Below are 19,170 nucleotides of genomic sequence, written 5' to 3' on the forward strand. Positions count from 1 at the left end.
GCCCGGCCTTTCACTTGATCGCGATATTCAGACAGATTTAGAGAAGGACAATAAGTTTATGGCTAGTCCCGCAGCCGGTGGTTCCAACCCCTATGGCCTGATGGCCGCCCTGGAGCAGGGTGGCACGATTGCCTGGGCAACCTTCATCATCCTCGTCGTCATGTCGGCGGCTTCCTGGTACATCATGTTCACCAAGCTGCTCGAGCAGCAGAAGATCCTCAACCAGGGCAAGCGCGCCCGCGCCCAGTTCTGGTCGGCGCCGAGCCTGCGCGACGGCCAGGCGAAGCTCGAGAAGAACTCGGCCTATCGCCAGATCGTCGACGACGGCCTGCTCGCCCAGGATCAGCACACCAAGCTGACCGACCCGGTCGACCAGCATGAGTGGCTGACCGGCTCGCTGCTCCGCAGCCAGGCGCTGATCAACTCGAAGCTCGGCAACGGCCTCGCGGTTCTCGCGACCGTCGGTTCGACCTCGCCGTTCATCGGCCTGTTCGGCACCGTGATCGGCATCTACCGCGCCCTCATCAAGATCGGCGCTGCCGGTCAGGCCTCGATCGACGCCGTCGCCGGCCCGGTCGGTGAAGCTCTGATCATGACCGCGCTGGGTCTGGCCGTGGCCGTTCCGGCCGTGCTTGGCTACAACTGGCTGATCCGCCGCAACAAGGTCGTCGCCGAGGAGCTGTCGGCTTTCTCGACCGACCTGCACGGCTACATGGTCTCGGCCGGCGCGGTGAAGCCCGCTGTCGCGGTCAAGGCTGCTGCTCCGGCGCCTGCCGTCAAGAAGTAAGCGCTTGGCGATAGGGGCGGGCGCTGCGGCGCCCGCCCTCGTCGCGAAGGAATGACTGGTCCGGTCCCAACACCCCGCGTGGGGAGTGCTGCCGGGCTTAGCAAGTAGATAGGATTTGCGCCGATGGCCATGAGTGCCGGCCCAGCCGAAGACGGCAGCCCGATGTCGGACATCAACACGACGCCGCTCGTCGACGTCATGCTGGTGCTTCTGATCATCTTCCTTATCACGGTTCCGGTCGTGATCCAGACCGTGCCCGTCAAGCTTCCGAGCGTGGTTTTCGAGGCGACCACCACCAAGCCGGAGAACGTGGCTCTCACCGTCCGGGCCGCGCCTAACGGTGCCTGCGAGGTCTATTGGGGCCTCACCAAGGTGAGTTCGCCGGAACTGATCGACCGCGCGGTCGTCAAGCTTCGCAAGGAGATCGATCGTCAGGGTGGCCCCAATGCCCCCGGCCTCGAGCTTCCCGAAGTCCATATCCGCGGCGACGTGAACACGCCCTACCGCTGCATCGGCGGCACCGTGTACACCATGCAGCGCGCAGGCTTCGTCCGCGTCGGCTTCATTTCCGAGCCGCCCGCGGGCTACACCAACGCGCGTCTCTGATCTCGCTTTCCAGGAGTAGTTAAGATGGCAATGTCAGCCGGAGCCGCGGAAGGCGAACCGATGATGGACATCAACACCACGCCGTTGATCGACGTGATGCTGGTGCTTCTGATCATGTTCATCATCACCATTCCGATCCAGACGCATGCGGTGAAGCTCGACCTTCCGGTCGATACGGGCGATCACACGCCGCCGCCGATCGATCCGGTCAAGAACAAGGTCGTTATCACCGCCAACAACCAGGTGATGTGGAACGGCTCCGAGATCGATCTGGTCCGCCTGCGCCAGTATCTGGACATCACCCAGACGATGAACCCGATCCCCGAGCTGCACCTGCAGCCCGAGGCCCAGGCCCGCTACGATCTGGTCGACCGCGTCCTTGCGGTTACCAAGCGCGCGCAGGTCGAGAAGATGGGCTTCGTCGGCAATGAGGCTTATGCCAACGCTTTCTGAGCGTTCTAGGCGGATGTCTTCATCCGCTGGCTCGGGAAATCGCGCACTGAAAAGTGCACGGTTCGAAACGGAAAGGGCGACCCTCGGGCCGCCCTTTTTGTTTGTGTTCCATGTCGATAAATCGTCGCCCTGGCGGAGGCCGGGGCCGTGAAAGATTCTTACGGCACAGCTACGGCAAGAGCCGCTGACGGCCCCGGCCTCCGCCGGGGCGGTGCTATCGATCAATCCAGCTTCGCGAACTCGCGCAGTGGCACCTCCGGGCGTGCGCCGAAGTGCGAGATCACCTCGGCCGCCGCAAGGCCCGCGATGCGGGCGCATTCGGACAGCGGCAGATCGCGGGTGAGGCCGTAGAGGAAGCCGGCGGCGTAGAGATCGCCCGCGCCGGTGGTGTCGACGACCCTTTCGATATGCGCCGCCGGGCTGCGCGCCCGCTCGGCACCGCGTACGACCACCGAACCCTTGGCGCCCAGCGTCACCGCCGCCAGTTCGACCTTGCCGGCGATCAGGTCGAGCGCGGCTTCCAGATCGTCGGTTTCGAACAATGCCAGCAGTTCGCCGTCATTGGCGAAGAGAATGTCGACGCGGTTCTCGATCAGGTCGAGAAAATCGGCGCGGTGGCGGTTGACGCAGAAGCTGTCGGAGAGCGACAAGGCCACCTTGCGGCCGGCGCCATGCGCGATGTCGGCAGCGCGATGGAATGCGGCCTTGGCGTGCGGCTCGTCGTAGAGATAGCCTTCCATATAGGTGATCTTCGCTGCACCGACGAGTTCCGCATCGATATCGTCGGCGGTCAGGTTCACGCAGGCGCCGAGATAGGTGTTCATCGTCCGCTCGGCATCTGAGGTGACGAAGATGATGCAGCGCGCGGTCGATGGGCCATCCGACGCCATCGGCGTGGTGAAGCGCACTCCCGAGGCGAGCAGGTCGTGCCGATAGGCCGCACCCAGTTCGTCGTCGCGCAGCTTGCCGATATAGCCGCAGGCCGCGCCCAGCGAGCCGAGGCCGGCGATGGTGTTTCCGGCCGAACCGCCCGATGCGCGGATCGTCGACCCCATCGCGGCATAGAGGCGTTCGGCGGTCGCTTCGTCGATCAAGGTCATCGCGCCCTTGTTGAGCTGATGCTCGACCAGGAACTGGTCCTCGGCATGGGCCAGCAGGTCGATGATCGCATTGCCGATGCCGACGACATCGAGGGTGGCTTCGCTCATGGATTATCCTTGCGCTGGGCGGGTGCGCCCGTTGGGAAATTGTGGCATTCCCCATGCCGCGCACGGTCCGCGCGATCAAGGTCCCACAGTCTGAACGGATATATGCTCGACGAACTCGACGAATTGCTGGGCAAGGCACGCGCCTGGAAGGCGGCGGGCCGCGGAGTGGCCATCGCGACAGTGATCGAAACCTGGGGATCGGCCCCGCGGCCGCGCGGAAGCCATGCGATCATCCGCGACGACGGGCTGTTCGAAGGATCGGTGAGCGGGGGTTGCGTCGAGGGCGACGTGCTGGTTTCCGCCCAGGCTCTGATCGCCGCCGGCGGCGGCTTCGACCAGCGTGAATATGGTGTGCAGGACGAGAATGCGTGGACCTTCGGCCTGGCCTGCGGCGGCAGCATCGTGGTGCTGATCCAGACCGTCGACGATGCTCATTATCCGCCCGCACTCATCGATCGGGTCATCGAGGCGCGCCGGGCCGGCCATCCGCTGGCAGTCCGCACCGATCTATCGACCGGCGCGAGCGGCATCGCCGCGTCCGGCGCACCGGAGGAGGGGGCCTACACCAATCTCTATCCCCCGCCTTTGCGGATGATGATCGTCGGCGCGGTGCATGTCAGCCAGCATCTCGTGCCGCTGGCCCGTCAGCTGGGCTTCCGCGTCCTGATCGTGGACCCGCGCGACAGCTTCGCCGCGGCGAGCCGCTTCGCCGATATCGAGGTCGACACGCGCTGGCCCGATGAGGCCTTCGCCCAGTGGAAGCCAGATGCGGGCACGGCGGCGGTGACGCTCACCCATGATCCCAAGATCGACGATCCGGCGCTGGTCGCGGCGCTGGGCAGCGACGCCTTCTACGTCGCCGCGCTGGGATCGCGCCGTACCCATGCCAAGCGGCTCGACCGGCTGACCGCGCAGGGTTTCGGTTCGGATCAGCTTGCCCGCATCGACGGTCCGGCCGGTCTCGCCATCGGCGCCAAGACCCCGTCCGAGATCGCCCTGTCGATTCTCGCCGGGGCGATCGCCGCGCTGCGCGGGGCGTGACGGTCGGTGCTATCCTGCTCGCCGCCGGCAGTGCGCGGCGGATGGGGGAGGACAAGCTGCTCGCCGATCTTGGCGGCCGTCCGCTGGTGGAGCATGCGCTGGAGGCGATCCTCGCCGCGGGGCTGGCAGGGCCGCTCGTCGCGGTGGCACCGGGCAGCATGCTGGTCGAGCGATGGGGCACGAAGGCCCGGTGCGTTGAGGTCGCCGATCATGCGCTTGGCATGGGACATTCGCTCGCGGCGGCGATCGAGGCTGCGCCGTTGGAGTGGAGCGCGGCGATCGTCTTCCTGGGGGATATGCCCTTCGTCCGGCCGGACACCCTGGCGATGCTGGCGGGCAGGGCGATGCCGAACGCCATTGTCCGGCCGGCCTTCGGAGGGGAGCCGGGCAATCCCGTTCTTTGGGGGCGGGAGCATTTTCCCGCTCTCGCGCGGCTGACGGGCGATCAGGGCGGTCGCGCCCTGCTCCGCGCACTGCCGGTCCAGCTGCTCGAATGTGGCGATCCCGGCGTGCTCATCGATGTGGACACGCCGGAGGCGCTGGCGGAGGCCAGGCGCCGCCCGGTTTAGCGGTCGGGGAGCGCTACAGCGATCGTAGCGCTGCCGCCGGCCGCGCCGCCAGCACCGGCAGCGATCCGATGATCCCGATCCCGAGCGTCCCGGCCATGCCGATCGCCAGGGTCGCCAACACCGTGGCCCAGTCGGGCGCCCAGTGCAGTTCAAAGATCTGCGTCGCGACATACCAGCCGGCGGTCGTTCCGGCCGCCAGCGCCAGCACGGCGACAACGGCGGCGAGCAGGGCATATTCGATCGCCTGTGCCAGCAATATCTGTCGCCGGCTCGCCCCAAGCAGCTTGAGCAGGACCGCGTCGTACAGCCGCGCCCGGCGCGACGCGGCGATCGCGCCCACCAGCACGGCGATGCCGGCGGCCAGCGTCACCGAGGCGGCGGCACGGATCGCGGTGGCGAGCTGGCCGAAGATCGTCGCGACCTGCCCGACCACATCCTTGACCCGGATCAGCGAGACGGAGGGGAAGCCGGCGATCACCGCCTTGTTGACATCGCCTTCGCGCGGATCGGGCAGCGCGATCGTGGCCATATAGCTGTGCGGGGCTCCCTCCAGCGCGCCGGGGGCGAAGATGATGCCGAAGTTGAAGCCCATCGTCTCCCAGTTCACCCGGCGGATCGAGGCGACCTTCGCCTCCATTTCGACGCCCAGCACCGAGAAGATCATCGCATCGCCCGGCTTCAGTTCCAGCGCCTTGGCCGCCTGTTCCTCGATCGAGACCAGCGGTGGCCCCGCATAGTCGGCCGGCCACCATTGCCCGGCGATGACCTCATTCCCCTCGGGCAAGGCGGCGGCATAGGTGATGCTGCGGTCGCCGTTGAGAATCCAGGCGCCCTTGGGCACCGGCTTCATGTCGGTCACGCGCACCCCGCGTACCGCTACCACCGAGCCGCGCAGCGAAGGCACGCTGTCGATCTTTGCTTCGGGCGCGCGGTTGATGATCGTGTCGCGGAAGCGCCCGATATCCTCGGTCGGCACGTCGAGTGCGAAGAAATTGGGCGCGCGGGCGGGAACGGTCCGCTCGATCTGGTTGGCCAGGTTGGTCTGCAGCACCGCGAGCATGACGAACAGGGTGAGGCCCAGGCCGAGCGCGATGATCAGCCGGTCGGTCTGCGCCGCCGGCCGGTGAAGATTGGCGATGGCTAGGCGCAGCAGCGGCCGGCGGGAGCGGGGCAGCGCGCGGGCGACGCGCTTGACCAGCCGGCCTATTGCGCCGAGCGCGAGGAAGGTCGCCACGGTGCCGGCGAGGAAGCCGGCGCTGAGCAGGGGCTGGCGTGCGGTGCCGATCGCCAGCGCCGCGATGCCGAGCCCGGCCAGCACCATCGGCAACAGCACCCGCCAGCGCGGCCAGCCGAACGGCTCCACCCGGGCGCGGAAGATCGCAGCGGGGCTGACCTGCCCGGCGCGCGTCAAAGGCGCCAGGCTGAACAACAGGGCAGCAAGAAATCCATAGATGGCGCTGATCAGCAGCGGCAACGGAAAGATCGCGAATTTCGGCGCCACGGGCAGCGCGTCGCCGGCCAGCCATCCAACGATCGCGGGTATCGCCGCGCCCATCGCAAGTCCGGCCAGGATCGCACCGGTCGCGACGATGGTGACCTGGATCAGATAGATGCGGAAGATCATCGCCGAGGACGCACCCAAGATCTTGAGTGTGGCGATGCCGGGCCGACGCTGGTCGAGCCAGGAGGCGACCCCGTTGCCGACTCCGATCCCTGCGACGATCAGCGCGGTCAGGCCGACCAGGGTGAGGAACTGGCCGAGCTGGTCGACGAAGCGGCGCAGCCCGCGCGCGGCGTTGGTGCGGTCGCTCACCTCCCAATTGGCGTCGTGGTAGCGTTCCTCGAGCCGTTCGGCGAGCGCATGGGCATCTTGGCCCGCGGGGATGCGCAGCCGATAGCGGGTGGTGAAGAGGCTGCCGGGCTGGACCAGCCGGGTCGCGTCGAGCGCTTCGCGCGAAACGAGGATGCTGGGGCCCAGCGTGAAGCCCTCGCCGACGCGATCGGGTTCCTCGGCGATCAGGCCGATGATGCGAAGTTCAGCCTCGCCCACCTTCACCCGGTCGCCCAGCTTGAGCGACAGCCGTTCGACCAGCGCCGGGGCGACCACCGCGTCCAGCCGCTGCGGCCTTGTCCCAAGGGCGCCGGGGGCGAGGCGCAGCGTTCCGTAGAGCGGCCACCGGGCATCGATGCCCTTCAGTTCGGCCAGCACCGAAGCGCTGGCGTCGGGGCGCGAGGCCATCGCGCGAAGCCTTATGCTTTCCGATACCGTTCCGTATCGGGCGAAGGCGGTGCGCTCGGCAGCGGTGGCCTCACGCTGGCTTACGCGCAATTCGATGTCGCCGCCCAGAATCTCCCGGCCGCGGGCATCCAGTTCGGCGGTGATCGCCTGGCCCAGGCTGCCGACCCCGGCAAGGCCCGCCACGCCCAGGAACAGGCAGATGATCAGCAGGCGCAGACCCTTGAGGCCGCCGCGCATGTCCCGCAACGCGAGCGCCCAGGCGGTGGTCATGCGGCGCGCCGGTCCGAGACGATCGCCCCGTCGCGCATCTCGACGATGCGGCCGCAGCGGGCGGCCAGCGCGGGATCATGGGTTATCACCAGCAGGGTTGCCCCGGTTTCGCGCTGGCGATCGAACAGCAGGTCCATGATCGCCTCGCCGGTCGCGGCATCGAGATTGCCGGTGGGCTCGTCGGCGAAGATCAGCGCAGGGCGCGGCGCGGTCGCACGCGCGATGGCCACCCTCTGCTGCTCGCCGCCCGAAAGCTGGGCCGGATAATGATCGAGCCGATGGCCGAGCCCGACGGCTTCCAACTCGGCGCGGGCGCGGGCAAAGGCGTCGGTCTGGCTGGACAGTTCCAGCGGCACCGCGACATTCTCCAGCGCGGTCATGGTCGGCAGGAGGTGGAAAGCCTGGAGGATGATGCCGATGCGTCCGCGCCGGGCGGCGGCGAGCGCATCCTCGTCAAGCGCGCCAAAATCCAGATCGGCGATGGTGATGCGCCCTTCGTCGGCGCGTTCGAGGCCGGAGAGGACCGCCATCAGGGAGGATTTGCCGGATCCCGATGGGCCCAGCAGCGCGACGGTATCGCCTTCGCCGATGTTCAGATCGATGCCCTTGAGGATATCGACGCGTGCCGATCCCTTGCCCAGCGCGAGACGGACGGCGCTGGCGTCGATGACAGGCTTGCTCATGCGGGTGATGCGATCCTCGGACGTTGCTGTACCGCAACATGAGGATTGCTCCGCCCGCGATCAATGGGCGGAAGTGAAAAGATCCTCCCTATCCGAAGGATGGGGAGGGGGACCGTCCGCGCAGCGGATGGTGGAGGGGTAGGGTAAGAGCTGGAAGCGTGCGATGGTTGAGAGGTCGGAAAACCCCTCCACCACCTTGCGGGTGGTCCCCCTCCCCACGCTTCGCGTAGGGAGGATCTTGGACGTTACGCCGCTGCCGCCTTCGGCCCCTCGCTCGCGATGCGTTGCAGTTCCGGCAGGGCGCGATCCAGGGCGCTCTGATAATGGTCGTCGCAGCGCGGCATCCGGTTCCAGGCGTCGAGTGCGGCGATCTTGTAGGCTTCGGCCAGGGTCGGATAGTTGAACGTGTTCTCGACGAAATAGTCGATCGTCCCGCCCAGGTTAAGCACCGCCTGGCCGATGTGGATCAGTTCGGTGGCGCATTCGCCGATGATGTGGACGCCGAGCAGGCGCCGGTCTTCCAGCGCGAAGATCAGCTTCATCATGCCCGATTGCATGCCCATGATGTGCCCGCGAGATGTTTCCCGGAAGCGGGCGATGCCGCATTCATAGGGAATGCCCTTCTCGCGCACCTCCTGTTCGGAAAGGCCCACGGTCGAGATTTCCGGCACCGCATAGATGCCGTATGGGAAATAGGCCGGAGCCGGCGGCATCGGCGCGTCGAAGGCGTGGCAGGCGGCGATGCGGCCCTGCTCCATCGAGGTGGAGGCGAGGCTCGGGAAGCCGATTACGTCCCCGGCCGCGTAGATGTGCGGGACCGAGGTCTGCAGCGTGGCGGGATCGACCGTCAGCCGGCCGCGGCTGTCGGCCTCCAGTCCGCAGTTCTCCAGGCCCAGTGCGGCGGTCGCGCCGATGCGGCCGGCGGCATAGAGCAGCATTTCCGAACGGATGCGGCGGCCATCCTCCAGCACCGAGATTGCCCAGCCCTGGCCGTCGACCTCGACCCGGTCGACCTTGGCGCCGAGCCGGATCGACATGCCACGATCGCGCAGCTGGTGGACGAAATCCTCGATGATCTCGCGATCGACGAAATCCAGGAAACTGTCGCGTGGTTCGATCAAGGTCACGGAGACGTCGAGCGCCGAGAAGATCGTCGCATATTCGATGCCGATCACCCCCGCGCCTATCACCGCCAGGCTGCGCGGCACGCGCGGCTCGGAGATCATGTCGTCGCTGTCGATGATGGTGGTACCGTTGAACGGGATTGTTGAGGGGCGGTAGGGGATCGTCCCCACCGCGATCAGCACCCGCTCGGCTTCGAAAAGCTGGATGTCGCCCTTGGGGCAGGTGACCTGGACCTCATGCGGGCTGCGGAATTGCGCGGTGCCCTCGATGGTGCGCACGCCGTTGCGGGTGAACTGATGCTCGAGCACGTCAATTTCATGCTCCAGCGTCATCTTCAGCCGCGCGTTGAGATCCTCGCCGCCGATATCCTTCTTGACCCGATAGGCGCGACCGTAAAAGCCGCGCTCGCGCCAGCCGGACAGGTTCAGCACGGTCTCGCGCAGCGTCTTGGACGGGATGGTGCCGGTGTGCACCGACACGCCGCCGACCCGGTAGCGGTTCTCGACGACCAGCACCGACTTGCCCAGCTTGGCGGCCTGAATGGCGGCGCGGCGTCCGGCCGGTCCACTGCCGATCACGATCAGTTCGTAGCGCATCACATCCCCCGGTTGCCGCGTTGACGCGGGTCCGATGGTCCGTTCTGCATCCGAAGTTCGGAAGATATGGTTAACGCCACTCCCGTCACCCCAGCGAAGGCGGGACCTTTGCGTAAAGAGGGGACAAGGAAAAAGGCCCGCCTCCTGCGAGACGGGCCTTCCTCAATTCCGGGTCGGAAAGCTCAGGCTTCCTTGACCTTGCTCTTCGCCCCGCCGCCTTTCTTTGGCCGCTTGGGCGCCGCGGGGACGATCTCGAACTGGAGCGTTTCGTCCTTGAGTTTCACCTTCACCTCGCCACCGTGGACGAGCTTGCCGAACAGCAGCTCCTCGGCCAGCGGCTGCTTGATCTTCTCCTGGATCAGGCGGCCCATCGGGCGGGCGCCATAGAGCTTGTCATAGCCTTTGGCGGTGAGCCAGTTGCGGGCTTCCTCGTCCAGGCTGATGTGCACCTCGCGATCGGCCAGCTGCAGTTCCAGCTGGAGGATGAACTTCTCAACCACGCGGCTGACGACCTCGGGCGGCAGATAGCCGAACGGCACGATCGCATCGAGGCGGTTGCGGAATTCCGGCGTGAACATCTTCTTGACCGCTTCCTCATCCTCGCCCTCGCGGGTGAGGTTGCCGAAGCCCAGCGACTCCCGCGCCATGTCGGCAGCGCCGGCATTGGTGGTCATGATCAGGATGGTATTGCGGAAATCGACCGTCTTGCCGTGGTGATCGGTCAGCTTGCCGTTGTCCATCACCTGCAGCAGGATGTTGAACAGGTCCGGATGCGCCTTCTCGATCTCGTCGAGCAGCAGCACGCTGTGCGGATGCTGGTCGACAGCGTCGGTCAGCAGACCGCCCTGATCATAGCCGACATAGCCCGGAGGGGCGCCGATCAGCCGGCTGACCGAGTGGCGTTCCATATATTCGGACATGTCGAAGCGCTGGAGCGGGATGCCCAGGATCGAGGCGAGCTGGCGCGCGACCTCGGTCTTGCCGACGCCGGTCGGGCCGGAGAACAGATAGTTGCCGATCGGCTTGTCGGGATCGCGCAGGCCCGCGCGGCTCAGCTTGATCGCCGAGCTCAGCACCTCGATCGCCTTGTCCTGTCCGAACACGACGCGCTTCAGATCCGTCTCGAGCGTGCCGAGCGTCTTCTTGTCGTCGGTCGAGACCGACTTCGGGGGGATGCGCGCCATGGTGGCGATCACCGCCTCGATCTCCTTGGGCGTGATGACCTTCTTGCGCTTGGCCGGCGGCACCAGCATCTGCGACGCGCCGACCTCATCGATCACGTCGATCGCCTTGTCGGGCTGCTTGCGGTCGCTGATGTAGCGCGACGAGAGCTCGACCGCCGCCTTGATCGCGTCGGGCGTGTATTTGACGTTGTGATGCTCCTCGAATGCCGAGCGCAGACCGGAGATGATCTTGATCGTGTCCTCGATCGTCGGCTCGTTGACGTCGATCTTCTGGAAGCGGCGCAGCAGTGCGCGATCCTTCTCGAAATGGTTGCGGAATTCCTTGTAGGTGGTCGATCCGATGCAGCGGATCGCGCCAGAGGACAGTGCCGGCTTGAGCAGGTTCGATGCGTCCATCGCGCCGCCGGAAGTGGCGCCCGCGCCGATCACGGTGTGGATCTCGTCGATGAACAGCACCGCGTGGGGCAGCTTCTCCAGCTCTGTGACGACCTGCTTCAGCCGCTCCTCGAAATCGCCGCGATAGCGCGTGCCCGCCAGCAGCGCGCCCATGTCGAGCGAGTATATGACGGCAGGCAGCAGCACCTCGGGCACGTCGCCCTCGACGATCTTGCGCGCCAGGCCCTCGGCGATCGCGGTCTTGCCGACGCCGGGATCGCCCACATAGAGCGGGTTGTTCTTGGAACGGCGGCACAGGATCTGCACGGTACGGTCCACCTCTGGCCCGCGGCCTATCAGCGGATCGACCTTGCCGATCTTGGCCTTCTCGTTGAGGTTGACGCAGAACTGCTTGAGCGCGCTCTCGCCCTTCTTGCCGTCGGACTTGGCCTGGGCCTTCTCTTCCTCGGCTCCCTTCACCTCGCGCTGCTCCGTTGGCTGGCCGGCCTTGCCGACACCGTGGCTGATGAAGCTGACCGCATCGAGGCGGCTCATGTCCTGCTGCTGCAGGAAGAAGACGGCGTAGCTTTCGCGTTCGCTGAACAGCGCGACAAGGACGTTGGCGCCCGTCACCTCCTCGCGTCCCGAGGACTGGACGTGGAGGATCGCGCGCTGGACGACGCGCTGGAAACCGCTGGTGGGGGAGGGGTCGGTCTCGCCCTCGACCTTCAGGGCGTCGAGCTCGGTATCGAGATAGTTGGTGACCGCGTTGCGCAGCTCGCTGAGATCGACGCCACAGGCGGTCATCACCTTCGACGCATGCTCGTCCGCGATCAGCGCCAGGAGGAGATGCTCCAGGGTCGCATATTCGTGGCGACGGCTGCTCGCGGCGCTGAGCGCGTTGTGCAGGGTCTGTTCGAGTTCGCGGGCGAAAGAAGGCATTGGCTGTTTACTCCGTTCGGCATGGGCCAAGCCATGCCGCTACCCCATATGTCGGGTGCCTGAGATGGTTCATCAAGAACCCCCCTCCTGCCGGAATGTTGCGGACCCCGCTCCGGCAGGTGCGCCCTTCATCGCTTGAATAGACTTTCCGCCGTTGCGCGATGGTTAACGGCTTTCTGTATTTTGGTGCGGCAACGCTCGATTTCGCCGGTCAGCGCAGAGATCCGCGCCTCCAGTTCGTCGATGGACAGATGATCGATATCCTGCCGGATGAGCTGGTTCACCGGATCGTCGGGGCGCTTCGCGAAAAGATCGTCGGGCTCCATGGCAACAACGTTGACCCTGACGCGGGGCATGTCAATAAAACCTTCGTCTATGGGGCGCGTAACGGCGGAAAAAGGGGGACTGAATGGCCGAAATTCCCGACTGGATGACGGCAATCGATCCTTCCGCTAAGGGCGGGCCGGAAATCCTGGTCCCCGAAAAGAGACCGGTGCCGAAACCAGGCCGGGAACAGCTGCTGATTCGGGTCGCGGCGGCCGGCGTCAACCGGCCCGACGTGTCGCAGCGCATCGGCGCCTATCCGCCGCCGCCGGGCGCGCCGTCCATCCTCGGGCTGGAAGTGGCCGGCGAGGTGGTGGCGCTGGGCGAGGGCGTGATGCCCGAACTGCTCGGCCAGCCGGTCTGCGCGCTGGTCGCGGGCGGGGGATATGCCGAATATGTGGTCGCGGAGGCGGGGCTTTGCCTGCCGGTACCGAATACGCTGTCGATGGTGGAAGCCGCAGCGATCCCCGAAACGCTGTTCACGGTGTGGAGCAATGTGTTCGAGCGGGCCTATGCGGCCGATGGCGACCGGTTGCTCGTCCATGGCGGCACCAGCGGCATCGGGACGATGGCGATCCTGCTCGGTCGCATCTTCCAGATCGAGACGATCGTGACGGTGGGATCGGACGACAAGGCCGCCGCCGCCCTGAAGCTAGGGGCCGCCCATGCGATCAACTACCGTAGCCAGGACTATGTCGAGGAGGTGCGGCGAATCACGGGCGGAAAGGGGGTGGACGTCGTGCTCGACATGGTCGGCGGCGACTATGTGCCCCGCAATATCGAGTGCATGGCCGACGACGGGCGTCATGTTTCGATCGCGGTGCTGGGCGGTCCCAAGGCTGAAATTCCGCTCTGGAAGATCATGCAGAAGCGGCTGACCCTTACCGGGTCCACGCTTCGCCCCCGCAACGTCGCCTTCAAGGCGGCGGTCGCCCAGGAGATCGCCTCGGTGGTCTGGCCGCATGTCGAGGAAGGGCGGCTCAAGCCCGTAATCGACGCGACCTTCCCGCTGGAGCGCGCCGCCGACGCCCATCGCAGGCTGGACGAGGACCATATCGGCAAGGTCGTCCTGCTGGTAGGCAGCTCATAAGGGCAGCAGGAATCGAAAAGGCCGGGCACCCTGCGGCGCTCGGCCTTCCCGTCATCAGCCGGATATCACTTATCCAGCGATTTCGCGTGGTCGAGATGCTTCTGGACGACGGCCGCGATCTCGCCCGCCGCAGCCTTCAGCGAGGGCGTGTCGCCATGCTCGGCAAAGTCGCGCATCAGCGCCAGCGCGTCCTCATGCGCATCGACCTGATCGTCGATATAGTCCCCATCGAACTCCGCGCCCTTCTTCTTCGCCAGTTCGGCCAGGTCGTCATTCTGGTCGGGGGTCAGGGTCGGATCGGGGGTGATGGCGGGGCTGGCCTTGCTGGCGGCCGCCTTGATCTTGGCGGTGGACTCGGTGTGCGCCTTGATCATCTCGGCGGCGAAATCCTTCACCGCCTGCGAGGTCGCGTTGGTCTGGGCCAGCTTGGCCGCCGCGATCTCATAGGCGTCTGACCTGGCGGCCCGGTTGGCGAACTCCTGGCCGGTCGGTGTCGCCGACAGGGCCTGCTTGATATCGGCCTGGGCGTTGGCCGCCATCGCACCCGCGGCGTCGGCCGTATCCGCCGCACTGTTCGCCACGCTGTCGGCGGCCTGTTCGGCCTTCGGCCCGCAGCCGGCAAGGCCCAGCGCCAGGGCAGCCGACGATGCGATCAGGAACTGTCTGTACATTAGGATCTTCCCTCCATTGCGGCGGCTAAACGGCTGGAAGTGCGGGCTGTTCCACGGCTTGATCCAGATCAGTCGCGGGGCGGTTCAGTCAGCCTCGCGGCGGGTGAAGGCGAAATGATCGCGTATCCGACGGTTGAAAAAGCTGCCTTTGGATGTCGCGGCGCGCAGGGCGGTGGCGATCCGCGCGGGCACCTGATGATAGCTGTAGCGGTTGCCGGACACGAACTCGATGTCGAGCCGCTGGTCGCGTTCGTCATAGTCAAAGCGGCGGATGACGCTGGACGGCATGGTGCCGGAACGCCCGACTGCCTCCGACGCTCCCGTCAGGGAAAAAGGTGGACCAGATCGGCCATGGGGAACACTGCTTCGGCCAGCAGCAGACGGTGGCAGCAGCCAGGCTCCCGTTCGAAACAGAGCAGCGCGGTCGGGCGCTCGCCGGCGGTGTCCGCCAGCTGCGCCGCCTGGGCCATTGCCTCGGGCAGTTCGAGCTGGCCGGCATAGATGCGGCGGAGCGCGGTGAGATCGTGGCGGCGCGCGGCCGCGCGGCCCTCGGCCGGCGTGCCGAGCGCCTTGAGTCCGACATAGGCGATGCCCGCTTCCGCGAGGCTCGCGGCGAGAATATTCTTGGAAAATCCCGGTCGCCGCGAGTTTGGCACCGCGCGGACGTCCGCCAGAACCTCGACGCCCGCTTCGCGGAGCCGGTCGATCAGCTCCTGCTGGGTCGCGCCCTCATAGCCGATCGTGAAGACCCGCATGAGGGCGCTCCGCCGTCAGCTCTTGTTGGTGTTGCGGTTGGCATAGAGCAGTGCCGCGACGATCGCCGCGGAGCCGATGCCGACGGCGGCGCCGATCACTGCCGTCTTCTTGGTGATCTTCGGGGGCTGGATGCCCTTCTTATCGGGCTTCGTCTGCGGCTTGCTGCTCTCGTCGTCCAACGTCATTCTCTCCTGCGTGGGGGGACGTCCTCCCTGTGCCGCAACGTCTCGGGAAGGCAAGCGGGTCCTCGTCGAGTCGTTCCGGCGCCGTGGCGGACAGCCATGCGGCTCCCCCTATAGGCCATCATCGGCGGCCGGGGAATCCCCGATCGGGAAAACGGTCAGCTCAGCGCCTGCCAGAGCAGCTTGGCGGTGAGCGCCAGCGATACCGTCACCAGCACCGGCCGGATCACCCGGGCGCCGAAGCGGATGGCGGTGTGCGAACCGGTCCATGCGCCCGACGCGGACCCGATCGCCATGCAGAGCCCCAGCAGGATCATTGCATGTCCGGTGGCAAGGAAGACAATCAAGCTACCGATATTGCTCGCGAAATTGAATGCTTTTGTATGTGCTGTGGCACGGATCAGGCCGAGCCCGCGCAGCGACACCAGCGAGGTGGCGAAGAAGCTGCCGGTCCCGGGGCCGAAGAAGCCATCATAGAAGCCGATCGCGCCGCCGACCGGCAGATAGCCCTTGGCGCTCAACCTGTGATGCGCGTCCTCGTCCGACATGCGCGGGCTCAGCAGCACATAGGCGGCCACCGCGACGAGCAGCACCGGCACGATCAGTTCCAGTGCACGCGGCCTGATCGTCTGGACAATCCATGCGCCGACGCCGGATAACAGCAGGATCACCAGGATCTGCGGCCAGTAGGTGCGCCAGTCGATCATCGCCTTGCGGTGGAAGCTGAAGGTCGCGGTGCCCGAACTGAAGCTCGACTGGAGCTTGTTGGTGGCGAGCGTGGCGACCGGTGGTATGCCTGCCGCTAGCATCGCGGGAACGGTCAGCAGTCCGCCGCCGCCCGCGATCGCATCGATGAAGCCGGCGATGAAGGCGACGGAGGTGAGGAGCGGATAGGTTTCGGGGCCGAAGTCCATGACCCGACCTGCCCGACAGGCCCCTGTGGCGCAAGCCTTGGCAGCGCGAGGTCTCGCAACTATGGCCCGCGCTATGACCACGCCCCGCTTCGACTTCTCGATCCATGCCACCGACGGCAAGGCCCGCACCGGCACGATCCGGATGAAGCGCGGCGAGATACGCACGCCTGCCTTCATGCCGGTGGGCACCGCCGCGACGGTGAAGGCGATGAAGCCGGCCGACGTCCGCGCGACGGGGGCCGACATCATCCTGGGCAACACCTATCATCTGATGCTGCGGCCCGGCGCCGAGCGCGTGGCGCGGCTAGGTGGGCTTCACCATTTCATGCGCTGGGATCGGCCGATCCTCACCGACAGCGGCGGTTATCAGGTGATGAGCCTTTCGGCACTCACCAAGCGGAGCGAGGAAGGGGTGGCGTTCAAGAGCCATCTCGACGGCTCCGCGCACATGCTGAGCCCCGAGCGTTCGATGGAGATTCAGCGGCTGCTGGGTTCCGACATCGTCATGGCCTTCGACGAACTGGTGCCGACCACATCGACGCCGCAACAGCAGCTGGAGGCGATGGAGCGGTCGATGCGCTGGGCGAAGCGTTCGCGCGCCGGGTTCGACGCCGGCGGCGAGCATGCCGAGCGCGCGGCGCTGTTCGGCATTCAGCAGGGTGCGCTGGACGAAGGATTGCGCAGGCGTTCGGCCGATGCGCTGCTGGACATCGGTTTCGACGGCTATGCGGTCGGCGGCCTCGCGGTGGGCGAGGGCCAGGAGGCGATGTTCGCGACGCTCGATTTCGCCCCGGGCCAGCTCGATGCCGCCAAGCCGCGCTACCTGATGGGCGTCGGCAAGCCCGACGACATCGTTGGGGCCGTGGAGCGCGGCATTGACATGTTCGATTGCGTGCTGCCGACCCGTTCGGGCCGCAACGGCCAGGCCTTTACCCGGTCGGGGCCGATCAATCTGCGCAACGCGAAGTTCGGCGAGGACCAGAAGCCGCTGGACGAGAGCTGCGGCTGCCCGGTCTGCGCGCAGTTCAGCCGAGCCTATATCCATCACCTGATCCGCGCGGGCGAGATCCTCGGCGCGATGCTGATGACCGAGCATAATCTCAGCTTCTACCAGGCGCTGATGGCCGATCTGCGGGCGGCGATCGGAGAGGGGCGGCTGACGGCCTTCGCGGCCGAATTCCGCGCGAAATATTATCGCGGGGGAGCGGGCTGAGCCTTCAGCTTGGTTGCCTGCACAGGCAGGTTCAGCGCGCCGGGCCCCGCTTCTTCAAACCGGCTTTGTGCTGAGCGAGCAGCTTTTCGGTTTCCTCGGAAAGTTGCTTGGTCCGCTGGATGCTTTTGCGGAGCTCCTGCTGGTTTTCCTCGATCTTCTCGATTTCATGGTCGGTTTTGTCGGACATCGGCCTCCCCTATGCAGCCGATAAACAAATGTTAGTCCACCAAAGTTCCCTAGTGAACATTTCGGCGGCGGTGCCATCCTGGTGATGGAGGGGCGCCGCGTCGGGCGTGGACCAGAGAAGCCCGGGCCTGCTGGAGGCCCGGGTTTCTGGTGATTTCCAAGGAGGAAATGGTGGGCGTGGCAAGGATTGAACTTGCGACCCCTGCGATGTCAACACAGTGCTCTACCACTGAGCTACACGCCCAACGCCGCGCTCCCTAGCCGAGGCTCAGGGGGTACGCAACCCTATCATTATCTTTTTATTTCAGAGCTCCGTGGCGCTGCCGACCTGGAACATGCGGTCCACTTCGAGGACCAGATCGCGCAGGTGGAACGGCTTGGACAGGACCTTCGCGTCGGGTGGGGTGGAACCCGGCTTCAGGGTTACCGCGGCGAAGCCGGTGATGAACATGACCCGCATGTTCGGAGCGATCACGTTGGCGCGCTGCGCCAGCTCGATACCGTCCATTTCGGGCATGACGATATCCGTCAGCAGCAGGTCGAAGCTCTCATGCTCCAGCAGGGGCAGGGCGGCGGTGCCGCGATCGACGCTTTTCACCGAATATCCCGAGCGTTCGAGAGCGCGCGCGAGATATTCGCGCATCGAATCGTCATCTTCGGCCAGAAGTATCCGGATCATCGATCAGCACCTTGCACCCGGCAACGGGCCGGTCGTGCGATGCCTCTTATGCTGCAACCGCTTAACAAATTCCAGCTAAGAGCAAAAAACCATCTTCCCGTCCGACCAACGTATTAACCCAGAGCAACCCAAGGTTGCGCGCTGCGGGCGGCCCGCCTAGCACTAGGAATATGGCGTACGAGCCCGCCTTCACCCTGTTGGGCCCCGAAATACCGCAGTCGCCGGTGCTGCTGGCGGTGCCGCATGCCGGGCGCAATTATCCCGACGATGTGGTGGCGCGGGCGCGGGTTCCGATGGCGCGGCTTCGGGCGCTGGAAGATCGCCATGCCGATCGTCTCGTCGCTCAGGCCGTTGCGGAAGGCGGCACCGCGATCGTCGCCACGATCGCGCGCGCGGCGATCGACCTCAACCGCGACCCGCGTGAGATTGATCCGGCGATGATCGACGGCGAACTGCGTGGCGATGCCTTGCTGCCCACCGGGAAGGTCCGGGCCGGACTGGGGCTGTTCCCGCGCCGGCTGCCCGCCTGCGGAGAGCTGTGGCGCGGGCGGATGAGCCAGGCCGAGGCCGCGCACTGGATCCTCCATGCGCACGAACCCTATCATCGCGCCATCGCCGAGCGGATCGAGGCGACTCGCGCGATTTTCGGTGGGGCGGTGCTGATCGATTGCCATTCGATGCCCCCGCTTCCGGTTCATCAGGCGGGCGGACCGGTGCGGGTCGTGGTCGGCGACCGCTTCGGTGCGGGCGCGTCGTCGGCCGTGGTCGATCTGACGATGGCCCTGATCGAGGGCGTGGGGCTGCGGGCCGCCCGCAACCATCCCTATGCGGGCGGCTACACCATCGATCGCCATGGGCGCCCGCGCCGCAATGTCCACGCCATCCAGATCGAATATGATCGGTCGCTTTATCTGGATGCGGCGCTGGATGCGCCAGCCGGCCATCTGGAAGAATGCAGCCGCCTGCTCGCGACGATCGCGGGGCAACTTGGCGAACTGGTCAGGCCCGATCTCCCGATGGCGGCCGAATAGGCCCGTTATTCTCCCGTCTCATGCCGGGCGCGAATCTGTCGTCAGG

The 19,170-nt window shown here is 66.2% G+C and carries 21 protein-coding genes and 1 tRNA gene; 8 read left to right on the plus strand and 14 right to left on the minus strand.

What is annotated here, in order from left to right; translation table 11 throughout:
- Positions 1 to 58: 58 nt before the first annotated feature.
- The 3 genes from CMV14_RS11590 to CMV14_RS11600 all read left to right on the plus strand — a co-directional run bounded on the left by CMV14_RS11590 (position 59) and on the right by CMV14_RS11600 (position 1,846).
- On the plus strand, positions 59 to 787 hold the full coding sequence (locus CMV14_RS11590; protein WP_066959042.1) for a MotA/TolQ/ExbB proton channel family protein: 729 nt from the start codon (positions 59 to 61) through the stop codon (positions 785 to 787).
- Positions 788 to 910: 123 nt separating this feature from the next.
- Positions 911 to 1,393, plus strand: a complete 483-nt coding sequence (locus tag CMV14_RS11595; RefSeq protein ID WP_066959043.1) for an ExbD/TolR family protein — start codon at positions 911 to 913, stop codon at positions 1,391 to 1,393.
- Positions 1,394 to 1,417: 24 nt separating this feature from the next.
- Entirely contained in the window at positions 1,418 to 1,846 is a 429-nt protein-coding gene (locus CMV14_RS11600) for an ExbD/TolR family protein (protein ID WP_066959044.1), read from the plus strand.
- A 221-nt stretch (positions 1,847 to 2,067) separates the two neighbouring features.
- Here the strand turns inward: CMV14_RS11600 and CMV14_RS11605 are convergent, their stop codons facing one another.
- The gene (locus CMV14_RS11605; RefSeq protein ID WP_066959045.1) at positions 2,068 to 3,054 is read right to left on the minus strand and encodes an adenosine kinase; all 987 of its coding nucleotides are present in this window, start codon (positions 3,052 to 3,054) and stop codon (positions 2,068 to 2,070) included.
- 102 nt (positions 3,055 to 3,156) lie between these two features.
- Here CMV14_RS11605 and CMV14_RS11610 point away from each other — a divergent pair, with 102 nt between their 5' ends.
- Both CMV14_RS11610 and CMV14_RS11615 read left to right on the plus strand, forming a co-directional pair.
- The gene (locus tag CMV14_RS11610) at positions 3,157 to 4,095 is read left to right on the plus strand and encodes an XdhC family protein (RefSeq protein ID WP_066959046.1); all 939 of its coding nucleotides are present in this window, start codon (positions 3,157 to 3,159) and stop codon (positions 4,093 to 4,095) included.
- Positions 4,092 to 4,664, plus strand: coding sequence for a nucleotidyltransferase family protein (locus tag CMV14_RS11615; protein ID WP_066959047.1), 573 nt, complete (start codon positions 4,092 to 4,094; stop codon positions 4,662 to 4,664). The genes CMV14_RS11610 and CMV14_RS11615 overlap by 4 nt, the downstream gene beginning before the upstream one ends.
- Positions 4,665 to 4,677: 13 nt before the next feature.
- On the opposite strand, the gene CMV14_RS11620 is transcribed toward CMV14_RS11615, so the two are convergent.
- From CMV14_RS11620 to CMV14_RS11640, 5 genes are all read right to left on the minus strand, one after another.
- Positions 4,678 to 7,173: an ABC transporter permease gene (locus CMV14_RS11620; protein WP_066959048.1), complete on the minus strand. Its 2,496-nt coding sequence runs from the start codon at positions 7,171 to 7,173 to the stop codon at positions 4,678 to 4,680.
- Entirely contained in the window at positions 7,170 to 7,856 is a 687-nt protein-coding gene (locus CMV14_RS11625) for an ABC transporter ATP-binding protein (RefSeq protein WP_066959049.1), read from the minus strand. Before CMV14_RS11625 ends, CMV14_RS11620 begins: the two co-directional genes overlap by 4 nt.
- Positions 7,857 to 8,101: 245 nt before the next feature.
- Positions 8,102 to 9,577 carry a Si-specific NAD(P)(+) transhydrogenase gene (gene sthA, locus CMV14_RS11630; RefSeq protein ID WP_083215647.1) on the minus strand — a complete coding sequence of 492 codons (1,476 nt, stop codon included), beginning with the start codon at positions 9,575 to 9,577 and terminating at the stop codon, positions 8,102 to 8,104.
- A 182-nt stretch (positions 9,578 to 9,759) separates the two neighbouring features.
- Complete coding sequence (gene clpA, locus CMV14_RS11635) at positions 9,760 to 12,078, minus strand: ATP-dependent Clp protease ATP-binding subunit ClpA (protein ID WP_066959050.1); 2,319 nt, start codon at positions 12,076 to 12,078, stop codon at positions 9,760 to 9,762.
- A 128-nt stretch (positions 12,079 to 12,206) separates the two neighbouring features.
- Complete coding sequence (locus CMV14_RS11640) at positions 12,207 to 12,434, minus strand: DUF1192 domain-containing protein (protein WP_083215648.1); 228 nt, start codon at positions 12,432 to 12,434, stop codon at positions 12,207 to 12,209.
- A gap of 53 nt (positions 12,435 to 12,487) precedes the next feature.
- Here CMV14_RS11640 and CMV14_RS11645 point away from each other — a divergent pair, with 53 nt between their 5' ends.
- The gene (locus tag CMV14_RS11645) at positions 12,488 to 13,492 is read left to right on the plus strand and encodes an NAD(P)H-quinone oxidoreductase (protein ID WP_066959052.1); all 1,005 of its coding nucleotides are present in this window, start codon (positions 12,488 to 12,490) and stop codon (positions 13,490 to 13,492) included.
- Between the two features lie 65 nt (positions 13,493 to 13,557).
- Here CMV14_RS11645 and CMV14_RS11650 read toward each other — a convergent pair whose 3' ends face one another.
- From CMV14_RS11650 to CMV14_RS11665, 5 genes are all read right to left on the minus strand, one after another.
- Positions 13,558 to 14,163 carry a DUF4142 domain-containing protein gene (locus CMV14_RS11650; protein WP_066959053.1) on the minus strand — a complete coding sequence of 202 codons (606 nt, stop codon included), beginning with the start codon at positions 14,161 to 14,163 and terminating at the stop codon, positions 13,558 to 13,560.
- Between the two features lie 84 nt (positions 14,164 to 14,247).
- Entirely contained in the window at positions 14,248 to 14,451 is a 204-nt protein-coding gene (locus CMV14_RS11655) for a KTSC domain-containing protein (RefSeq protein ID WP_066959054.1), read from the minus strand.
- Between the two features lie 35 nt (positions 14,452 to 14,486).
- Entirely contained in the window at positions 14,487 to 14,918 is a 432-nt protein-coding gene (locus CMV14_RS11660; RefSeq protein WP_066959055.1) for a DUF488 domain-containing protein, read from the minus strand.
- Between the two features lie 15 nt (positions 14,919 to 14,933).
- Positions 14,934 to 15,104 (minus strand): hypothetical protein, encoded by a 171-nt coding sequence (locus CMV14_RS26750; protein WP_176488926.1) that lies wholly within the window; start codon positions 15,102 to 15,104, stop codon positions 14,934 to 14,936.
- A 155-nt stretch (positions 15,105 to 15,259) separates the two neighbouring features.
- Complete coding sequence (locus CMV14_RS11665; RefSeq protein WP_066959056.1) at positions 15,260 to 16,015, minus strand: TSUP family transporter; 756 nt, start codon at positions 16,013 to 16,015, stop codon at positions 15,260 to 15,262.
- A gap of 73 nt (positions 16,016 to 16,088) precedes the next feature.
- Between CMV14_RS11665 and tgt the strand changes: the two genes are divergently transcribed.
- Entirely contained in the window at positions 16,089 to 17,228 is a 1,140-nt protein-coding gene (gene tgt / locus CMV14_RS11670; RefSeq protein WP_066959057.1) for a tRNA guanosine(34) transglycosylase Tgt, read from the plus strand.
- Between the two features lie 31 nt (positions 17,229 to 17,259).
- Here the strand turns inward: tgt and CMV14_RS26755 are convergent, their stop codons facing one another.
- From CMV14_RS26755 to cpdR, 3 genes are all read right to left on the minus strand, one after another.
- Positions 17,260 to 17,415 carry a hypothetical protein gene (locus tag CMV14_RS26755; RefSeq protein ID WP_176488935.1) on the minus strand — a complete coding sequence of 52 codons (156 nt, stop codon included), beginning with the start codon at positions 17,413 to 17,415 and terminating at the stop codon, positions 17,260 to 17,262.
- 168 nt (positions 17,416 to 17,583) lie between these two features.
- Positions 17,584 to 17,658: transfer RNA gene (locus CMV14_RS11675), tRNA-Val, on the minus strand.
- A gap of 60 nt (positions 17,659 to 17,718) precedes the next feature.
- A complete protein-coding gene (gene cpdR / locus CMV14_RS11680; RefSeq protein WP_066959058.1) occupies positions 17,719 to 18,093 on the minus strand; it encodes a cell cycle two-component system response regulator CpdR in 375 nt (124 codons plus the stop codon).
- A gap of 170 nt (positions 18,094 to 18,263) precedes the next feature.
- Here cpdR and CMV14_RS11685 point away from each other — a divergent pair, with 170 nt between their 5' ends.
- A complete protein-coding gene (locus tag CMV14_RS11685; protein WP_066959059.1) occupies positions 18,264 to 19,124 on the plus strand; it encodes an N-formylglutamate amidohydrolase in 861 nt (286 codons plus the stop codon).
- Positions 19,125 to 19,170 lie beyond the last annotated feature (46 nt).

Origin of the sequence: Rhizorhabdus dicambivorans, from assembly GCF_002355275.1 — a bacterium.
Taxonomy (GTDB): Bacteria; Pseudomonadota; Alphaproteobacteria; order Sphingomonadales; family Sphingomonadaceae; genus Rhizorhabdus; species Rhizorhabdus dicambivorans.